Origin of the sequence: Streptomyces sp. cf386, assembly GCF_900103585.1 — a bacterium.
Taxonomy (GTDB): domain Bacteria; phylum Actinomycetota; class Actinomycetes; order Streptomycetales; family Streptomycetaceae; genus Streptomyces.
The window spans coordinates 144,381-162,232 of sequence record NZ_FNHV01000003.1 but is presented as its reverse complement, the minus strand read 5'-3'; the positions used below and the strand labels follow the sequence as shown (position 1 = coordinate 162,232).

Genomic DNA, 17,852 nt, shown 5'->3' with positions numbered 1-17,852 from the left:
ATGGCCATGGACGCAATCTCTGTCATCCGCACCAAGCGGGACCGCGGTGAGCTCAGCGACGAGCAGATCGACTGGGTCATCGACGCGTACACCCGCGGGGAGGTCGCCGACGAGCAGATGTCCGCGCTCGCCATGGCGATCCTGCTCAACGGCATGAACCGCCGCGAGATCGCCCGCTGGACGGCCGCGATGATCGCCTCCGGCGAGCGCATGGACTTCTCGTCCCTGTCCCGCCCGACGGCCGACAAGCACTCCACGGGCGGTGTTGGTGACAAGATCACCCTTCCGCTGGCGCCCCTGGTCGCGGCGTGCGGTGCCGCCGTCCCGCAGCTGTCGGGCCGAGGCCTCGGCCACACGGGCGGCACCCTGGACAAGCTGGAGTCGATCCCCGGCTGGCGCGCGCTGCTGTCGAACGAGGAGATGCTGTCCGTGCTGGACGGCACCGGCGCGGTTATCTGCGCGGCGGGCGACGGCCTGGCCCCCGCGGACAAGAAGCTGTACGCGCTGCGCGACGTCACCGGCACGGTCGAGGCGATTCCCCTGATCGCCTCCTCGATCATGTCGAAGAAGATCGCGGAGGGCACGGGCTCCCTGGTCCTGGACGTGAAGGTCGGCACCGGCGCCTTCATGAAGACAATCGAGGACGCGCGTGAGCTGGCCTCCACGATGGTGGGCCTCGGCACCGACCACGGCGTGAAGACGGTCGCGCTCCTCACCGACATGTCCACCCCGCTCGGCCTCACGGCGGGCAACGCCCTGGAGGTCCGCGAGTCCGTGGAGGTCCTGGCGGGCGGCGGCCCGGCGGACGTGGTGGAGCTGACCATCGCGCTGGCCCGGGAAATGCTGGACGCCGCCGGCGTGAAGGACGCCGACCCCGCGAAGGCGCTGGCCGACGGCTCGGCGATGGACGTCTGGCGGCGCATGATCGCGGCCCAGGGCGGCGACCCGGACGCGGAACTGCCGGTGGCCCGCGAACAGCACGTCATCAAGGCCCCGTCGTCCGGCGTCCTGACCCGCCTCGACGCCTACGACATCGGCGTCGGCGCCTGGCGCCTGGGTGCCGGGCGCGCCCGCAAGGAGGACCCGGTGCAGGCGGGCGCGGGCATCGAACTGCACGCCAAGCCCGGCGACACGGTGACCGAGGGCCAGCCCCTGCTGACCCTGCACACGGACACGCCGGAGCGGTTCGAGTACGCGCTGCAGGCGGTGGAGGGTTCCTACGACATCGCGGCGGCGGGAACGGACTTCACGGCGTCGCCGGTGGTGCTGGAGCGCATCGCCTGAGGCGAGTTGGCGCGTATCGCCCGAGGCGGGTGACCATGCGACGGGCCGGGGCCTTCGGGTTCCCGGCCCGTCGCGCTTGCCGGGCTTCGGCTCAGGTCAGCCCAGGAGCGCGGCGACGACCACCAACACCGGCACCGAGATCACCGTCGACAGCAGAATCGAGTCCCGGGCCAACCGCTCACCGACCCGATAACTCGACGCGTACGTGTACAGGTTCTGCGCGGCAGGCAGGGCCGACGTGACCACCACGTCCAGCAGTTGAGCGCCCCGGAGCCCGAACACCCCCACCGCCAGTGCCCACGCCACCGCCGGCTGGCCCACCGACTTCAGCGCGACCGACAGCAGCACCGGCAGCCGGTCCGGCCCGCGGCCCGGCATCGTGCTGCCACACAGGGAGATACCGAAGGCCAGCAGGACCGCGGGGACCGACATCCCGCCGATCAGGGTCAGCGGGTCCAGGACGGGCGCCGGGACCTTCACCCCCGCCGCCGACACCGCGACGCCCGCCAGTGAGCCGACGGCGATCGGGTTGCGCAGCGGTACCAGGAGCCGGCGCCGCAGTGGGCCTTTCGCGCCCTTGCCGGACAGGTCGAGGACCGTCAGGGCGATGGGGGTGACGCCGACGAGCTGGAAGAGCAGGACCGGCGCCACGAGGGAGGCGTCGCCCAGGACGTACACCGCGATGGGGATGCCGAGGTTGCCGGAGTTGACGTAGCTGGAGCACAGGGCGCCGATCGTCGTACGGCCCACACCCCAGCCCCGTAGGGCACCGACCGCGACGAAGACTCCGGCCGCGGCGGCCGTGCTCAGCGCCGTGACCAGCAGTCTGCTGGAGAAGATCACCGAGAGGTCGGTCTGCGCGAGCGTGGTGAACAGCAGGGCCGGGGACGCCACGTGGAAGGCCAGCTTGGTGAGGACCTCGCGGCCCTGGTCACCGAGGTAACCGCGTCGGCCGATCAGATAGCCCACCCCGATGACGACCGCGATCACCGCGAACCCCGTCAACACCCCCTGCACGGCACCTCCTTGGCGGAGAGGGAGACGCAGGGTATTCGGGGACGCGCTGATACATGGGGCATGCAGCTAACCCTCCGGGGAGGAGGGGACCGGGTCAACGTGATCTCGGTCGGCGGACACCGCACGGGCCGTGAGCAGCGGAAATCACCGACCGGCGCCCGGCCCGATGAGTTCTGTCCCCCCGCCCGGTCTACCGATCGTGGACGCCATGACACCCGCTGTACTCGTGCTGGCCGGCCCCGTCACCAGGGACGAGGTGCCGGGGCTGTGCGACGAGGTGCGGGGGCGGCTGGAGGCCAGTGGGGTGGGGGTGCTGGTGTGCGATGTCGGTGGGCTCGGGCCGCCGGGGCTGGGCGTCGTGGATCTGCTGGCGCGCCTGCAGCTGGCCGCGCGACGCGCCGGGGGACGGATCCGGCTGCGGGACGCGGACCCCTCGCTACACGCCCTCCTCGACCTTGTCGGGCTCCGCTTCGAGGCGGAGGGGCAGCCCGAACAGCGGGAACCAGCGCTGGGTGTCGAGGAAGCAGTGGAACCCGGTGATCCGGCCGTCTGAGAGCTCCAGGACCTGGACCGCCCAGGGGCTGAAGCCGCCTTTCTCCGGATCCGGTTTGTACTGTGCGAACCCCGGCAGCCCGTTGACCCGGACCGGCACCAGTCGCGAGCCCGCGCAGGGGGCGCCGAGCGTCGTCATGAAGCCGGTGATGTCCCGGGCGCCGGTCAGCCACAGGTCGAACGGCGGCATCGTCATGATGGCGTCCTCGTGCAGCAGGGCGGTGAGCGCCGTCATGTCGTAGCCCTCGAAGGCCGCGACATACCGCTCCAGGAGCTTTAGCTGCTCCTCGTCCAGCGGGTCGGAGACGGCCGCCTCGGCCCCCGGCTGCTCCCGCTCGGCGAGCGTCGCGCGGGCCCGCTGCAGCGCGCTGTTGACCGACGCGACCGTGGTGCCGAGCAGCTCGGCGACCTCGCTCGCCTTCCAGGTCAGCACCTCGCGCAGGATCAGTACCGCCCGCTGCTTGGGCGGCAGTTGCTGCAGGGCGGCCATGAAGGCGAGCCGCACCGACTCCTTGGCGACGGCCGCCTCGGCCGGGTCGTCGGTCGTGGGCAGCACCCGGCTGTCCGGCATCGGCTCCAGCCAGGTGTTGTCCGGCCGGGGCGAGAGCGCCGCCTGGGCGAGCGGCGTCGCCTCCGTCAGGTCCATCGGCCGGGCCCGCTTGTTGCCGGCGGTCAGCATGTCCAGGCACACGTTCGTCGCGATGCGGTACAGCCACGACCGGAGGCTGGAGCGGCCCTCGAACTTGTCGTAGCTCCGCCAGGCGCGGACCATCGTGTCCTGCACCGCGTCCTCGGCCTCGAAGGACGAGCCGAGCATGCGGTAGCAGTACCCGGTCAGTTCGACGCGGTGTTTCTCCAGTCTGATGTCGAGGTCCGTTGTCGTCGTCGCCGTGCCGTCGCTCATCGTCCACCCACCCCTGTGGCCGTATCCCGTGATGCGCCTCGTCGCGCCCACCCTTCGGAAGCTACCGCAGCCCACTGACAATGGCCCCCGGAGCGAACAAAGGCGCAGGTCGAATGCCCTGCCGACGACACGCCGCCGGGGCGCACCCCCCTATGAGGAGTGCGCCCCGGCGATGTGGTTCTCCGGTGCGGAGGGCTCAGCCGAGCGGGAGGCCGTTCACCGGCAGGCCCTGGAGGGGCAGCCCCTGGGTCGGCAGCGCCTCGGTGGTCAGGCCCTGCACCGGCAGACCGCCGAGCAGCCCGGCAACACCGGTCGGGCCGCCCGCCAGCGCCTGCTCGGCAGCCGGCTGCGCGGCGGCCACGCCGGTGGTGAGCGCCTCCTGGCCCTGGGCGAGCCCCGAGGTGGCGGCCGGGGTGGCCTGGGCGGCGAGGCTCTCGGCCGGCAGCGACTGGGCGACGCCCAGCGCCGTGCCCGCGGCGTCCGGGGCGGCCGGCGCGGCGTTCGCGGCGCCGGCACCCGCGGCGGCGAAGGCGGCACCGAGAGCGGCGACACCGAGGGTCTTGGCAGCAGACTGCTTCATGAAATGCGTCCTCGAAATTCGTTACGGGGTTGTGAGCGGTTCTCGACCGTAAACACGCCCCGCATGCCACCGCAAACATCGAAATGAGGACGGATTGTGAATGGCGTTCGCATGCCGTGCACGCGAAGGTCCGCCGGTTACTCGTCCTCGGCGGCAGAGTCGCTGGTAGACGTGGTCTGCCGGAACAGCCACTCGGACTTCAGTTCGGCATATCCGGGCTTGATCACGTCATTGATCATCGCGAGGCGTTCATCGAAAGGAATGAACGATGATTTCATCGCATTGACGGAGAACCACTGCATGTCATCGAGCGTGTAACCGAATGCGTCGACAAGATGCTCGAATTCCCGGCTCATGCTGGTGTGGGACATCAGGCGGTTGTCGGTGTTCACGGTCGCCCGGAAGTGCAGACGGCGCAGCAGGCCGATGGGGTGGGCGGCATAGGAGTCGGCGGCGCCCGTCTGGAGGTTGGAGCTCGGGCACAGCTCCAGCGGGATGCGCTTGTCCCGTACGTACGAGGCGAGCCGGCCGAGCTTCACCGAGCCGTCGGCGTGCACCTGGATGTCGTCGATGATGCGCACCCCGTGTCCGAGCCGGTCGGCGCCGCACCACTGCAGGGCCTGCCAGATGGACGGCAGGCCGAAGGCCTCGCCCGCGTGGATGGTGAAGTGGTTGTTCTCGCGCTTGAGGTACTCGAACGCGTCGAGATGCCGGGTGGGCGGGTGCCCGGCCTCGGCGCCCGCGATGTCGAAGCCGACGACGCCCAGATCGCGGTAGCGGTTGGCGAGTTCGGCGATCTCCAGCGCGCGGGCGGCGTGCCGCATGGCGGTGAGCAGGGCGCCCACGCGGATGCGGTGGCCGTTCTCCCGCGCGATCCGCTCGCCCTCCCGGAAGCCCTCGTTGACCGCCTCGACGACCTCTTCGAGGCTGAGCCCGCCCTCCAGGTGCTGTTCGGGCGCGTACCGCACCTCGGCGTAGACGACGCCGTCCTCGGCGAGGTCCTCGGCGCACTCGCGCGCGACCCGGACGAGGGCGTCGCGGGTCTGCATCACGCCGACGGTGTGGGAGAAGGTCTCCAGATACCGCTCCAGCGAGCCGGAGTCGGCGGCCTCGTGGAACCAGACGCCGAGTTTGTCCGGGTCGGCCTCGGGGAGCTGGGTGTAGCCCGACTCGCGGGCGAGCTCGACGATCGTGCCGGGGCGGAGCCCGCCGTCGAGGTGGTCGTGCAGCAGAACCTTCGGCGCCCGGCGGATCTGATCCGAGCTCGGGGTGGTCGCCTTCTGGGCAGTCTCGCTCGTCATTTTCGCACTGTAACGCCTACGCGCGTAGAGGGTGGGTTACATCGCCCGTCTTGTTTTGTGCTTTACGCATCCGTCGATACGTAACGGTGACCCCACGGACGGGTCGCGTACACCCGCGCTTCTGACACTGTTCTGTCATGGCACAACAAGCGACGCCGGTTCGCAGGGCCCGGCTGGGCAGGGCGATCGGGCCGGAGCCGACAGCGGTGAGCGGGGTGGTGCTCCTGCTTCCCGGTGGTGACGAGGTCTCACATCGCAAACCGGCGACGTTGTTGGCGACCTCGTACGTACGGTCGTTGGGGCGCCGTCTGGTGCGGGCGGGACGCGGGGAGGGGCTCGCCGCGCACGTCGTCCACTACCGCTACCGCGGGTGGAACGGCAGCGCCGCGAACCAGGCGAGCGACGCGTTGTGGGCCGCGGACGAGGTCGTACGGCGCTATGGGGACGTCCCGGTGTGCCTCGCCGGCGTGGACATGGGCGGGCGGGCGGCCCTGCGCGCGGCGGGTCATGAGGCCGTCAACTCCGTGCTCGCGGTGGCACCTTGGCTGCCGGAGGAGGATGTGGCGGCCTCGCCCGAACCGGTGAAGCAGCTCGGGGGGCGGCGGGTGTTGATCGTGCACGGCACGAATGACGAGCGGACCGATCCCGAGTTGTCGTTCCGGCTGGCGGCGCGGGCGAAGAAGGCGAATCGGGATGTGTGCCGGTTCGAAGTGCACGCCGATGGACACGGGTTGCATCAGTACCGGGATGAAGTCCTCGCGTTGGCCGAGGACTTTGTCATGGGGGTGTTGTTCGGGCGGGCGTTCTCCCGGCCGGTCGCCGATGCGTTTGCGGCTCCGCCTCCTTTGGGGCTTCGGATGCCGTTGGCTGCGGGGTTCGGTAAGTCGTTGCGGCGGTAGCGCCGTTGGGGTGGAGGGTTCGTCGGCGGGTGCGGGTGGGTTGTGGTTGCTCGCGCAGTTCCCCGCGCCCCTTAGGGCAACAGACTTCCCCTTCTTGAGAGCAGGAACTTCTTGAAGGCTGCCACCGGAGGTGTGTCCGGGCGGCCTTCCAGCCAGGCGACGCCGATTTCTCGTGCCGCTCGTGGGGCCGTGACCGTCAGTTCCGCCACTCCCGGGCGAGGCACCGCCGGTGGTGGCAGCAGGGCGACCCCCAAGCCTGCCGCCACCAGGCCCCTCAGCGTCTCCGCCTCCTCTCCCTCGAAGGCGATACGGGGCCTGAAGCCCGCCTCCTTGCACAGGTCGTCCGTGATGCGGCGGAGGCCGTAGCCGGGCTCCAGGGTCACGAAGATCTCGTCGGACGCCTCGGTCAGGCGGATGCGTTTGCGGGTGGCGAGGCGGTGGTCGGCGGGGACGACCAGGCGGAGCTTCTGTTCGTCGAGGCGGCGGGCCACCAGGTCGGGGGCGTCGGGCACCGGGGAGGTCAGGCACAGGTCGAGTTCGCCGGCCCGCAGTCGCTCGATCATCGCCTCGCCGTAGTTCTGGACGAGGCTGAAGCGGATGCGCGGGTGGTGGGCGCGGAAGGCGTGCAGGAGGCCGGGGACGGTTTCCGCGCCCATGGTGTGCAGGAAGCCGAAGGCGACCTTGCCGGTGGCCGGGTCGGCGTCGGCGCGGACCTCGTCGGCGGCGCGCCGGATCTCGGCGAGGGCGCGCTCGGCCGAGGCGAGGAAGGTGCGGCCGGCGGGGGTCAGGGAGACCGTACGGCCGTGGCGGGCGAACAGGTCGACGCCCAGGTCCTGTTCCAGGCGCACCATGGCACGGGACAGCGTGGACTGCGGGACCTGCATCTCCTGGGCGGCCCGGGTGACGTGCTCGGTGCGGGCGACGCCGACGAAATGGGCGAGGCGTGGGGCGAGCAACCTTGCGAGATCTTCCATGTCTTCTGTGTCACTGGATGGTGACAGGCGAGGCTGTGAGCTGTGCTGATGCGTCATGGGAACGATTATGACGATTCCATGCATTGGACGGATGAGTGGGCGGGTACGTAGCTTCGAAGCATGTCTCCCGCTAGTACCGGGGCGTCCACCATCGTGGGCGCCGCACCCTCAGTCCCTGTCGTCGACTCCCGTATGGCCCCGGGCGGCCCCGGCTACCGCCGGATGAGCTTCGCCCTCTTCCTCGCCGGTGTCGCGACCTTCGCCCTTCTGTACTCCACGCAGGCCCTTCTGCCACTGATCTCCGGTGACTTCGGGGTGGCGGCGAGCGAGGCGAGCTGGACGGTGGCGGCGGCGACGGGCGGACTGGCGCTGTTCGTGCTGCCCATGAGCGCGCTGTCGGAGCGCTACGGACGCCGTTCGGTCATGACGGCTTCGCTGGCGGTCGCGGTGATGGTCGGGCTGCTGGTTCCCTTCGCGCCGAACCTGACCGCGCTGGTCGCGCTGCGGGCGGTCCAGGGCGCCGCGCTGGCGGGGCTGCCGGCGTCGGCCACGGCCTATCTCGCCGAGGAGGTCCGGCCGAAGGCGCTGGTCACGGCGATCGGGCTGTTCGTCGCGGGCAACAGCGTCGGCGGTATGAGCGGGCGCGTGATCACCGGCTGGGTCGCTCAGGAATGGGGCTGGCGGGTCGCGCTCGGCGTGATCGGCGTGATCGCGGTGGCGTGCGCCGTCGCCTTCCGGCTGCTGCTTCCGGCGCCGCGCCACTTCAAGCCGGGCTCGCTGCGGCCGCGGGTGCTGATCCGGACGGTGCGTGACCACCTTTCCAACCCGCTGCTCTGCCGTCTGTACGCGATCGGCGCGCTGTTCATGACCGTCTTCGGCGGGGTGTACACGGTGATCGGCTACCGCCTGACGGAGGCGCCGTTCTCGCTGCCCCAGGGCGTCATCGGCTCGATCTTCCTGGTGTACCTGGTCGGCACGGTGTCGGCGTCGACGGCGGGACGGCTGGTGGGCCGGCTGGGCCGCCGAGGCGCGCTGTACGCGGGGGGCGCGACCACGGCCGTGGGTCTGCTGCTGTCCCTCGCGGGCTCGCTGCCGCTGGTCCTGCTGGGTCTGGTCCTGATCACCGGTGGCTTCTTCGCGGGGCACGCGGTGGCGTCCTCGGCGGTCAGCAAGACGGCCACGAGCGGGCGTGCCCAGGCCTCGGCGCTGTACCAGTCCGCCTACTACATCGGCTCCAGCGCGGGCAGCACCGTGGGTGCCTTCGCCTTCCACGCGGGCGGCTGGGGCGGGACCGTCGGGGTCGGACTGCTGGCGGTGCTCGGCGTCGTGACGATTACGGTGTTCGGGACGCGGGCGGCACGGCTGCAGCGGGCGCGGCTGGCGACGGCCGCCTGAGTTTTCAGGGTTCTCCTTTCCGGTTCTCGTACCGACGTGCGTGCGCCCCGGCCGCTGAGGCGGTGCCGGGGCGCACGCGTTATACGGAGACCAGGCTGATGGTGCGATTGCCAGGCTGATGGCGCGGTTACCAGGCCGCGCGTGCCTTGTTCGCCTTGTCCTCAGAGGGGAGCAGGAGCCACAGGGCTATGTAGAGCAGGAACTGCGGGCCCGGGAGCAGGCAGGAGACCAGGAAGATCACGCGCATCGTCGTCGCGGAGGTGCCGAAGCGTCGCGCCAGCGCGGCGCACACTCCGCCGATCATGCGGCCGTTGGTGGGTCGGGCGAGCGCGGTCATGGTGGGCTCCTTCGCGAGCGTGGGCCTCAGGCCCCCCTGCGGGGCCTTCCGAGTGATTGCCTCATCTGACATCCACGCTAGGCCGACGAAGGGGGCAAAGCGTCGCTCTACGGGGCTATCCCGACCCTGGGAATCGTCGGGGTCAGACCCTGAGACGGCTCCTCCTGGGGGACCGTCGTCCGCTGTGCGCGCCGGGACCTTCGGCGGAGCCAGGCGCGGCTGGCGGGGACGATCGCCGCGTGTGCGAGGGCCACGCCGACCGTGTTCAGGAGCAGTGAGTCGACGTCGACGACCTGGCCCGGGACGCCGGTCTGGAGGAGCTCGATGCCCAGGGAGATCAGCGCGCTGGCGGCGACCGTGCGGACCAGGGAGCCGAGGGGGGAGGTGTGGAGCCTGCCGTGTGCCGTGGGGATGAGGACGCCCAGCGGTGCGAGCAGGGCGAGGCCCTCGATGATGTGGCGGGCGGCCTGCTGCCAGCCCAGGGCGAGGTCGGCTCTTATCCCGGCGAACGGCCGCAGGTTGGCGGGCATCACCCAAGGGACGTCCAGGGGGCGCAGTGTGAGCCAGGCGACGAACGCGAGGTGTGCGACCAGGAGGACACCCCCCGTCGCACGGATGCGGATCACGGCGCTGCCGCCGATGGAGCCTTGACGCTGCACGCCCCCCTAGACGCGCCCCCCGGCGGGATCGGTTCCGGGACACGCCAGGGTGGGGTGAGGCGTCCGCCACACGGTGCCTCCGGCGGCCTGTGCGAGTGGGTCGGGGTGCGTGCATTTCAGCCCGTCCGGCGTTTGAGGACGAGGCCCGTTCAGGGCCGAAGCGGGGGTCTGGGGGCGGCAGCCCCCAGCGGGGTCAGCACCAACGCCGGGCGCCTCCTGGCCGACAGGGCGTCAGCCGACCGATACCTCGCTCGCCGGAGGCTCGTTGCTGCCGGGGCGCGTGCGGACCTCGTCCGTGCACTCGTAGCGGAGCGGAGGCGCGGTGGTCGGGCCGCCCAGGATCACCGAGCCGTCGCCCTCGGCTGCCGTCGAGTCCGAGAAGGTGCAGACGATCTGGGCGAGGGCGTACGACGTGAGGTCGTTGGGCGGGGTGCTCAGGCGCAGTGTCTCTTCGGGGTCGTCGCGGAGGGGGCCGCTCACGCTCATGGCGCCGCGGACGTCCGTGGTGTAGCCGGCCTCCTTCTCGTCGGCCGACGGGGTTGCCTCCAGCTCGTCGAGGAGGCCCTGGGCGACCAGCACACGGCGCTTGGAGTCCGCCGTGCCGTCCGGGACGCGTACGGTCCGCTCCACGGCCACCAGTTGCGAGCCGCACAGCAGGAACACCTGGACCGGAAGGCCGCGCGCGGCCTGCGTCGAGACGTCCGGCTCGGAGAGCGAGCAGTGCACACGCGAGGGGGCCGGGCCGAAGTCGGTCGGGACCTCCGTGGACCGTATGCCGCAACCGGCGAGGAGGGTGGCGGAGAGGGCGGAGAGCGTCAGCAGGCGGGTGACCCGTACGCGTCGGCCGTCGAGGCGGGCCGGAACGCCCGCAGAGTTTCGCATGTTCATCAGGCGTCCCCCTTCTTCGCGTTCTTCGCGCCGTCGGCGTCCTTGCCGTTGGCCCCGTTGCCCCCGTTGCCGTTCGTCTGCTCGGCCAGCTCCGAGGCGTCCCGGGGCAGCCGCAGGGTGAACACCGCGCCGCCCTCGGGGGAGTTGGCGGCGGTGATCTCGCCGCCGTGGATGTGGGCGTTCTCCAGGGCGATGGAGAGGCCGAGGCCGCTGCCCTCGGAGCGGGGGCGGGAGGCGCTGGCCTTGTAGAAGCGGTCGAAGACGTGCGGGAGGACGTCCTCGGGGATGCCGGGGCCGTGGTCCCGGACCTCGATGACGACGGAGTCGTCCGCTTCACGGACCGCGACGCGTACCGGCGACCCGCCGTGCTTGAGCGCGTTGCCGATGAGGTTGGCCAGGATGACGTCAAGACGGCGTGGGTCCAGGCGGGCCATGAGGCCGCGCGCGGCGTCCAGGTCGACCGCGTCCAGCCAGGCGCGGGCGTCGATGCACGCCGTGATCTGGTCGGCGACATCGACGTAGTCCAGGACCAGACGGGCCGTGCCCGCGTCGAAGCGGGTGACCTCCATCAGGTTCTCGACCAGGTCGTTCAGGCGGCGCGTCTCGCTGACGACGAGGCGTACGGCGGGCTCGATCATCGGGTCCATCGACCCGGACTCCGCCTCCAGCTCCTCCTCCAGCACCTCCGTCACGGCGGTGATCGCGGTGAGGGGCGTACGGAGTTCGTGGGACATGTCCGCGACGAAGCGGCGGGACGACTCGTCGCGCGAGGCCATGTCGGCGACCCGCTTCTCCAGCGCCTCGGCCGCGTTGTTGAACGTCCGGGACAGGTCGGCCAGTTCGTCCGTGCCGGAGACGAGCAGACGGGTGTCCAGCTTGCCCTCGCCGAGGCGGCGGGCGGCGGCTCCGAGGCGCTGCACGGGCTTCAGTACGGTCGTGGCGGCGGCCTGCGCGAGCAGTGCGGAGCCGATCAGCGCGAGGCCGGTGGCGATACCGAGCGACCAGGCCAGCGAGTTGAGGTCCTTGGCCTCCTGCTCCAGGGACTTGAGCATGTAGCCGGTCGGACCGCCGCCGTTCACCCGCGTACCGGCGATCAGATACGGCGTGTCGTCCTCCACGATCCGCTGCCAGTACAGGTGGTACTCCGACTTGCCGTCCGAGTCGGTCTGCTTCTCGTTCACCGCCGTACGCAGCGACTTGGGCACGTCCGTGAGCGTGAAGCCGTCCAGGCCGCCGGAGCTGCTGTAGACCGGCTTGCCGCCTGCGTCCTGGGCGACCAGCAGGACGGAGAAGCGCTGGCTGCTGTTGGCCATCTGACCGGCGGTGTGCTGCAGTTCGTCCTGCGTCGGCTCCGGCGGCAGCAGACCCGCGCGGTTCTGCATCTCCTGCTCGAAGTCGCGCAGCACCGCGTCCTGGGTGCGCCTGAGCACCGCCTCCCGGTTGAGCCAGTAGGCGATCCCGGACGCGGACACGGCGGCCGTGAGCGCCACCAGTCCGAAGACCACGACGAGCCGTAGTCGCAGGCTGGTGAAACGCAGCCTTGACCACACTCCCTTGCGAGCCGCGAACCAGCCGCGGAAACCCTCTTGCGCGTCCGTCACTGAGGCGCGTCCAGGCGGTAGCCGACACCACGGACCGTGCGGATGAGGGTGGGGGAGGACGGTACGTCCTCGACCTTCGCGCGCAGGCGCTGGACGCAGGCGTCCACGAGGCGCGAGTCGCCGAGGTAGTCGTGCTCCCAGACCAGGCGCAGCAGCTGCTGGCGGGACAGGGCCTGGCCCGGGCGGCGGGACAGTTCGAGCAGCAGCCGGAGCTCCGTCGGGGTGAGCTGGAGGTCCTCGCCGTTCTTCGTGACGGTCATCGCGGCACGGTCGATGACCACGCTGCCGTAGGTCGCCGCGTCGTTCGACTCCCGCTCCCCGCGTCGCAGGACGGCCCGGATCCGGGCGTCGAGGACGCGTCCCTGCACAGGTTTGACGACGTAGTCGTCGGCGCCGGACTCCAGTCCGACCACGATGTCGATGTCGTCGCTGCGCGCGGTCAGCAGAATGATCGGCAGCTGGTCGGTGCGCCGGATGCGGCGGCACACCTCGAAGCCGTCGATACCGGGCAGCATCACATCCAGCACGATCAGGTCCGGCCGCTGCTCACGCAGCAGTTTCAGACCGTCCTCGCCGGTGGCAGCGGTGGCCACACGGTGTCCCTGGCGCGTCAGTGAGAGCTCCAGGGCCGTACGGATGGCGTCGTCGTCCTCGATCAGCAACAGGGAAGGCACGGGGGTCATTCTGGCCCATGCGGGGCTCTGTTTCGACACCTGTACGAGCTGTACGGCTACGCGCACGTAGCGCTCTTGTCTGTGCCCGTGCTGTCGCACGCCTGGCAGCGACCTCTGACACAGGGCCCTGTGACAGGTCTGTGACAGTCGGCGGACACGGCCATGAAGGTGCCCGGGCAAGCTTCTCGGCACAGGCAAGACAGCAAGTCGCCACACAGCAAGCCGCACCAAGCAGAACACCGGAAGTCCACGACGGGGGGCGCGAGATGAACACGCTGCACGGCACCAGCAACAGCGCAGTGATCACGCGTCTGCACGACGTGAACGGGGGCCGGGGTTCGGAGAAGTCCGGTGCCGTGAGCGGGCGGGGGTGCGCTCGCGGCACCGGGCGTCAGCACACCGCGTTCATGACGGTGGTTGACGGTTTCACGGGGGAACCGCACGGGGGAGCCGCGTACAGGGAGGACTCGGGGGAGCGTCGTCGCTCGCTGTCGGAGGCGGAGTTCACCGCCTACGTCCAGGAGCGCCGCGCCTCCCTGTACGCAACCGCCTACCACCTGACCGGGGACCGCTTCGAGGCCGAGGACCTGCTCCAGAGCGCGCTGTTCTCGACGTACAAGGCCTGGGACCGGATCAGTGACAAGGCCGCGGTCGGCGGATACCTCCGCCGCACCATGACGAACCTGCACATCAGCGCGTGGCGCCGCCGCAAGCTGAACGAGTACCCGACCGAGGAACTGCCGGAGACGCCCGGCGACACGGACGCGATGCGCGGCACCGAACTGCGCGCGGTCCTGTGGCAGGCGCTCGCCCGCCTCCCCGAGCTCCAGCGCACGATGCTGGTCCTTCGCTACTACGAGGGCCGCACCGACCCGGAGATCGCGGAGATCCTCGACATCAGTGTCGGCACGGTGAAGTCCAGCATCTGGCGCTCCCTGCGCCGGCTGCGCGAGGACGAGGTCCTCAGCTTCGGCCGTGACGAGGAGGACGCCTTCGGGGAGCTCGTCGCCTGAAGGTCCGGGGGGACGCACCGGGGGGAGCGGTAACGGGGGAGCGGTAGGAAGTGGGGGGACCCACGCGGGCCGGGGGGCCCACGGGGGACCAACCGGGGGGAATCACGGGGGATGCTCCCACGGGGGAACGGGGGAGCAGGACGAGAGCGGGGCTGGAGGGCCGGGGGGTCCATCCAGTCCCGTTCTTGTTGTGCGCTCAGCGGACCTTCATGAGCGTCGCTTCGGCGGGCGTGTCGCCTACGGCGATGGCGACGGCCGGGTCCGTCCCCTCGACCGCGTACGCGGTGATCCTGCCCTCGGGGACGGTGACCCCGGGATCGTTCGGGGTGTCGTCGCACTCCGGGATCGTGGCGGTGCCCAGTCTCTCCCCGACGGTGAAGTCGATGTTCGCGACATCCAGATAGGAGCGGCCCTCGTACGTCACCACGTAGGCGCACGACGCCTCGGCCGCACCGCCCGACTCCGTACAGCCGACAGCCGCCGTGAGGAGCAGGGCCGGCACGATCAGCCGTCGGCCGACCCGTTGCGCAGTGGTCATCGGCTTCCTTCCGCGGGACCGTTTTCCGGTCCTACGACGGAGCAGGCGCCGTCTTCGTTCAGCCGGCCGCAGTCGCCGCCGGGCAGCGCCCCGCGGCGGCGGCGGAGAGCCGGCCCAGGGCCTCGTCCCGGTCGCAGGCATACGCGCCCAGTGCGGTCTGGCGGGAGATGATCGACCGCTCCAGGCGCATCAGGCGCCAGCCGCGGCGCAGCAGGAAGGGCACCGACTTGCGGCCCTCCCGCAGGTCGCGCAGGAAGCGGCGGCGGAACGTCTTCACCGGGCCGCGGCTCAGGCACAGCGCGTCGGCCAGCACGCCGAGTTCCCGGCAGCGGGTCACGATCTCGGCCGCGAAGATGCCCTCCGCGATGAACAGGGGGGTCCGCCCGATCTCGACGCTCTCCTCGCCGGTGCGGGCGCTGAGCGAGATGTCGTACAGCGGAACGTTCGTACGGCCCGTGCGGCACAGTTCCACGATCGCCGCCACGGCCGTGTCGGCGTCCCACGAGTCGGGGTGGTCCCAGTCGATGTCGGAACTCCCGGGGACCTGCGGCAGAGTCGGGTCGTCGCCCTCTTTGTAGAAGTCGTCGAGCCGCAGCACCGGAAGACCGGAACGGGCGGCGAGCAGGGACTTGCCGGAGCCGGAGGGGCCGCAGAGCAGCACGACTCGCGTCGGTATGGGCGATGGGGAACTCACGGGACACCAGTGTGCGGCATGTTCCGGTCAGGGGACGACCGTGCGTACCGACTTTGCAGTGCGCGTCACACCTCGACTACATCTCGCGTTCACCTGGACACCCTGCGCAGCAGACGGTTCACGGCAGAGAGCCGCGCTTCCCCCGGACGGAGGGGAAGCGCGGCTCTCCGGCCTCAGTGCCCGTCGGCCCTCAGTACGACGAGCCCGACGCGCCCAGCGAACCCGTCGGGTGCCAGACCGTCTTGGTCTCCAGGAACGCCGTCATACGGTCGATGCCCGGCGTCGCCGACCAGTCGACCTCGTCCACAGGCTGTGGACGCAGGACGCGCTTGAGGTTGTCCGCCGCGGCGATCTCCAGCTCCTTCGCCAGGGCGTCGTCGGCGCCCGCGAGGTCGATCGCGTTGACGTCCTGGTGCGCGGCGAGCGGCGTCGCGATCTCCGCCGTACGGCCGGACAGGACGTTGACCACACCGCCGGGGAGGTCCGAGGTGGCCAGGACCTCGCCGAGGGACAAAGCGGGCAGCGGGGACTTCTCGGACGCCACCACGATCGCCGTGTTGCCCGTGGCGATCACCGGGGCGACGACCGACACCAGGCCCAGGAACGACGACTCCTGCGGGGCCAGGACGGCCACCACGCCCGTCGGCTCGGGGGAGGAGAGGTTGAAGTACGGGCCGGCGACCGGGTTTCCGCCGCCGACCAGCTGGGCGATCTTGTCGGTCCAGCCCGCGTACCAGACCCAGCGGTCGATCGCCGCGTCGACCTGCGCCGCCGCCTTCGACTTGGACAGGCCCTCGGCGTCGGCGACCTCGCGGACGTACTGCTCGCGCCGGCCCTCCAGCATCTCGGCGATGCGGTAGAGGATCTGGCCGCGGTTGTACGCCGTAGCGCCGGACCACGCCCCGAAGGCCTTGCGGGCGGCGACCACCGCGTCACGGGCGTCCTTGCGGGACGACAGCGGCACGTTCGCCAGCCAGTTGCCCTTCGAGTCGCTCACCTCGTACACCCGGCCGCTCTCGGAACGCGGGAACTTCCCGCCGACGTACAGCTTGTAGGTCTTGAAGACGGAGAGCCGCTCGGCGCGCTCGGTCTTGTCGTTCTTGTCAGACATCGAGGTACGCCTCCAGGCCGTGGCGACCGCCCTCGCGGCCGAAGCCCGACTCCTTGTAGCCGCCGAACGGCGAGGTCGGGTCGAACTTGTTGAACGTGTTGGACCAGACGACGCCGGCGCGGAGCTTGCCCGCCACGGCGAGGATCCGCGAGCCCTTCTCCGTCCAGATGCCCGCCGACAGGCCGTACGGCGTGTTGTTGGCCTTGGCGACGGCCTCGTCCGGCGTACGGAAGGTCAGGACCGACAGCACCGGGCCGAAGATCTCGTCGCGGGCGATCCGGTGCGCCTGGGTGACGTTCGTGAAGAGCGTCGGGGCGAACCAGTAGCCGCTCTCCGGGATGTCACAGGCAGGCGACCAGCGCTCGGCGCCCTCCGCCTCGCCCTGCTCGACGAGCGAGGTGATGCGGGTGAGCTGCTCCTCGGAGTTGATCGCGCCGATGTCGGTGTTCTTGTCCAGCGGGTCGCCGAGGCGGAGCGTGGACAGGCGGCGCTTGAGGGAGTCCAGCAGCTCGTCCTGGATCGACTCCTGGACCAGCAGACGGCTGCCCGCGCAGCAGACCTGGCCCTGGTTGAAGAAGATGCCGTTGACGATCCCCTCCACCGCCTGGTCGATCGGGGCGTCGTCGAAGACGATGTTGGCGCCCTTGCCGCCGAGCTCCAGGGTGAGCTTCTTGCGGCTGCCGGCGACGGTCCGGGCGATCTCCTTGCCGACGGCCGTGGAGCCGGTGAAGGCGACCTTGTTCACGTCCGGGTGCGCGACGACCGCGGCGCCCGCGTCGCCGTACCCGGGCAGGATGTTGACGACGCCCTTGGGCAGGCCCGCCTGGCGGCAGATGTCCGCGAAGAAGAGCGCGGAGAGGGGGGTCGTCTCGGCGGGCTTGAGCACCACCGTGTTGCCGGTGGCGAGCGCAGGGGCGATCTTCCAGGCCAGCATCAGCAGCGGGAAGTTCCAGGGGATGACCTGACCGGCGACGCCCAGCGGACGCGGGTCGGCACCGAAGCCGGCGTGGCCGAGCTTGTCGGCCCAGCCCGCGTAGTAGAAGAAGTGCGCGGCGACCAGCGGGAGGTCGGCGTCGCGGGTCTCCTTGATCGGCTTGCCGTTGTCCAGGGTCTCCAGGACGGCCAGCTCACGGCTGCGCTCCTGGATGATCCGGGCGATGCGGAACAGGTACTTGGCGCGCTCGGAGCCGGGCAGCGCCGACCACTTCTCGAAGGCCTTGCGGGCGGCCTTCACCGCGCGGTCCACGTCCGCCTCGCCGGCCTGGGCGATCTCGGAGAGGACCTCCTCGGACGACGGCGAGACGGTCTTGAAGACCTTGCCGTCCGCCGCTTCCGCGAACTCGCCGTCGATGAACAGGCCGTAGGAGGGCGCGATGTCGACGATCGAGCGGGACTCGGGGGCCGGCGCGTATTCGAATACCGAAGCCATGG

19 protein-coding genes are annotated in these 17,852 nt (G+C 70.7%); 5 read left to right on the top strand and 14 right to left on the bottom strand.

Annotation, left to right across the window (positions count from 1 at the left end; translation table 11 throughout):
• The first annotated feature begins 6 nt into the window (after positions 1-6).
• Positions 7-1,284 (top strand): thymidine phosphorylase, encoded by a 1,278-nt coding sequence (locus tag BLU79_RS08640; RefSeq protein ID WP_177000938.1) that lies wholly within the window; start codon positions 7-9, stop codon positions 1,282-1,284.
• Positions 1,285-1,380: 96 nt separating this feature from the next.
• Here BLU79_RS08640 and BLU79_RS08635 read toward each other — a convergent pair whose 3' ends face one another.
• Positions 1,381-2,301, bottom strand: a complete 921-nt coding sequence (locus BLU79_RS08635; RefSeq protein WP_093905069.1) for an AEC family transporter — start codon at positions 2,299-2,301, stop codon at positions 1,381-1,383.
• A gap of 166 nt (positions 2,302-2,467) precedes the next feature.
• Between BLU79_RS08635 and BLU79_RS08630 the strand changes: the two genes are divergently transcribed.
• The gene (locus BLU79_RS08630; RefSeq protein WP_143052474.1) at positions 2,468-2,854 is read left to right on the top strand and encodes an STAS domain-containing protein; all 387 of its coding nucleotides are present in this window, start codon (positions 2,468-2,470) and stop codon (positions 2,852-2,854) included.
• Here BLU79_RS08630 and BLU79_RS08625 read toward each other — a convergent pair.
• The 3 genes from BLU79_RS08625 to BLU79_RS08615 form a co-directional block, all read right to left on the bottom strand.
• Complete coding sequence (locus BLU79_RS08625) at positions 2,738-3,757, bottom strand: sigma-70 family RNA polymerase sigma factor (RefSeq protein ID WP_093905068.1); 1,020 nt, start codon at positions 3,755-3,757, stop codon at positions 2,738-2,740. The two genes, BLU79_RS08630 and BLU79_RS08625, sit on opposite strands and share 117 nt — an antisense overlap.
• Before the next feature lie 196 nt (positions 3,758-3,953).
• Complete coding sequence (locus BLU79_RS08620; RefSeq protein WP_093905067.1) at positions 3,954-4,337, bottom strand: ATP-binding protein; 384 nt, start codon at positions 4,335-4,337, stop codon at positions 3,954-3,956.
• Between the two features lie 137 nt (positions 4,338-4,474).
• Positions 4,475-5,638, bottom strand: coding sequence for an adenosine deaminase (locus BLU79_RS08615; protein WP_093905066.1), 1,164 nt, complete (start codon positions 5,636-5,638; stop codon positions 4,475-4,477).
• Positions 5,639-5,775: 137 nt separating this feature from the next.
• On the opposite strand from BLU79_RS08615, the gene BLU79_RS08610 reads away from it, so the two are divergent.
• A complete protein-coding gene (locus tag BLU79_RS08610) occupies positions 5,776-6,537 on the top strand; it encodes an alpha/beta hydrolase (protein ID WP_093905065.1) in 762 nt (253 codons plus the stop codon).
• 71 nt (positions 6,538-6,608) lie between these two features.
• On the opposite strand, the gene BLU79_RS08605 is transcribed toward BLU79_RS08610, so the two are convergent.
• Positions 6,609-7,568 (bottom strand): LysR family transcriptional regulator, encoded by a 960-nt coding sequence (locus tag BLU79_RS08605; RefSeq protein ID WP_093905064.1) that lies wholly within the window; start codon positions 7,566-7,568, stop codon positions 6,609-6,611.
• Positions 7,569-7,631: 63 nt separating this feature from the next.
• Here BLU79_RS08605 and BLU79_RS08600 point away from each other — a divergent pair, with 63 nt between their 5' ends.
• Positions 7,632-8,906: an MFS transporter gene (locus tag BLU79_RS08600; protein WP_093905063.1), complete on the top strand. Its 1,275-nt coding sequence runs from the start codon at positions 7,632-7,634 to the stop codon at positions 8,904-8,906.
• A 127-nt stretch (positions 8,907-9,033) separates the two neighbouring features.
• Here BLU79_RS08600 and BLU79_RS08595 read toward each other — a convergent pair whose 3' ends face one another.
• The 5 genes from BLU79_RS08595 to afsQ1 all read right to left on the bottom strand — a co-directional run bounded on the left by BLU79_RS08595 (position 9,034) and on the right by afsQ1 (position 13,065).
• Positions 9,034-9,243: a PspC domain-containing protein gene (locus BLU79_RS08595; RefSeq protein ID WP_093905062.1), complete on the bottom strand. Its 210-nt coding sequence runs from the start codon at positions 9,241-9,243 to the stop codon at positions 9,034-9,036.
• Between the two features lie 107 nt (positions 9,244-9,350).
• Positions 9,351-9,902 carry a VanZ family protein gene (locus tag BLU79_RS08590; RefSeq protein ID WP_093905061.1) on the bottom strand — a complete coding sequence of 184 codons (552 nt, stop codon included), beginning with the start codon at positions 9,900-9,902 and terminating at the stop codon, positions 9,351-9,353.
• A 231-nt stretch (positions 9,903-10,133) separates the two neighbouring features.
• On the bottom strand, positions 10,134-10,784 hold the full coding sequence (locus BLU79_RS08585) for a hypothetical protein (protein ID WP_177000972.1): 651 nt from the start codon (positions 10,782-10,784) through the stop codon (positions 10,134-10,136).
• A gap of 5 nt (positions 10,785-10,789) precedes the next feature.
• Positions 10,790-12,391 (bottom strand): sensor histidine kinase, encoded by a 1,602-nt coding sequence (locus BLU79_RS08580; RefSeq protein ID WP_093905060.1) that lies wholly within the window; start codon positions 12,389-12,391, stop codon positions 10,790-10,792.
• Positions 12,388-13,065 carry a two-component system response regulator AfsQ1 gene (gene afsQ1, locus BLU79_RS08575; protein WP_093905482.1) on the bottom strand — a complete coding sequence of 226 codons (678 nt, stop codon included), beginning with the start codon at positions 13,063-13,065 and terminating at the stop codon, positions 12,388-12,390. The genes BLU79_RS08580 and afsQ1 overlap by 4 nt, the downstream gene beginning before the upstream one ends.
• A 266-nt stretch (positions 13,066-13,331) precedes the next feature.
• Between afsQ1 and BLU79_RS08570 the strand changes: the two genes are divergently transcribed.
• Positions 13,332-14,078, top strand: a complete 747-nt coding sequence (locus BLU79_RS08570) for a SigE family RNA polymerase sigma factor (protein WP_093905059.1) — start codon at positions 13,332-13,334, stop codon at positions 14,076-14,078.
• Positions 14,079-14,274: 196 nt separating this feature from the next.
• Here the strand turns inward: BLU79_RS08570 and BLU79_RS08565 are convergent, their stop codons facing one another.
• The 4 genes from BLU79_RS08565 to BLU79_RS08550 form a co-directional block, all read right to left on the bottom strand.
• The gene (locus tag BLU79_RS08565) at positions 14,275-14,616 is read right to left on the bottom strand and encodes a DUF6281 family protein (RefSeq protein ID WP_093905058.1); all 342 of its coding nucleotides are present in this window, start codon (positions 14,614-14,616) and stop codon (positions 14,275-14,277) included.
• 58 nt (positions 14,617-14,674) lie between these two features.
• On the bottom strand, positions 14,675-15,310 hold the full coding sequence (locus BLU79_RS08560) for a uridine kinase family protein (RefSeq protein WP_093905057.1): 636 nt from the start codon (positions 15,308-15,310) through the stop codon (positions 14,675-14,677).
• A 190-nt stretch (positions 15,311-15,500) separates the two neighbouring features.
• A complete protein-coding gene (locus BLU79_RS08555) occupies positions 15,501-16,421 on the bottom strand; it encodes an aldehyde dehydrogenase family protein (RefSeq protein WP_093905056.1) in 921 nt (306 codons plus the stop codon).
• Entirely contained in the window at positions 16,414-17,850 is a 1,437-nt protein-coding gene (locus BLU79_RS08550; protein WP_093905055.1) for an aldehyde dehydrogenase family protein, read from the bottom strand. The genes BLU79_RS08555 and BLU79_RS08550 overlap by 8 nt, the downstream gene beginning before the upstream one ends.
• Positions 17,851-17,852 lie beyond the last annotated feature (2 nt).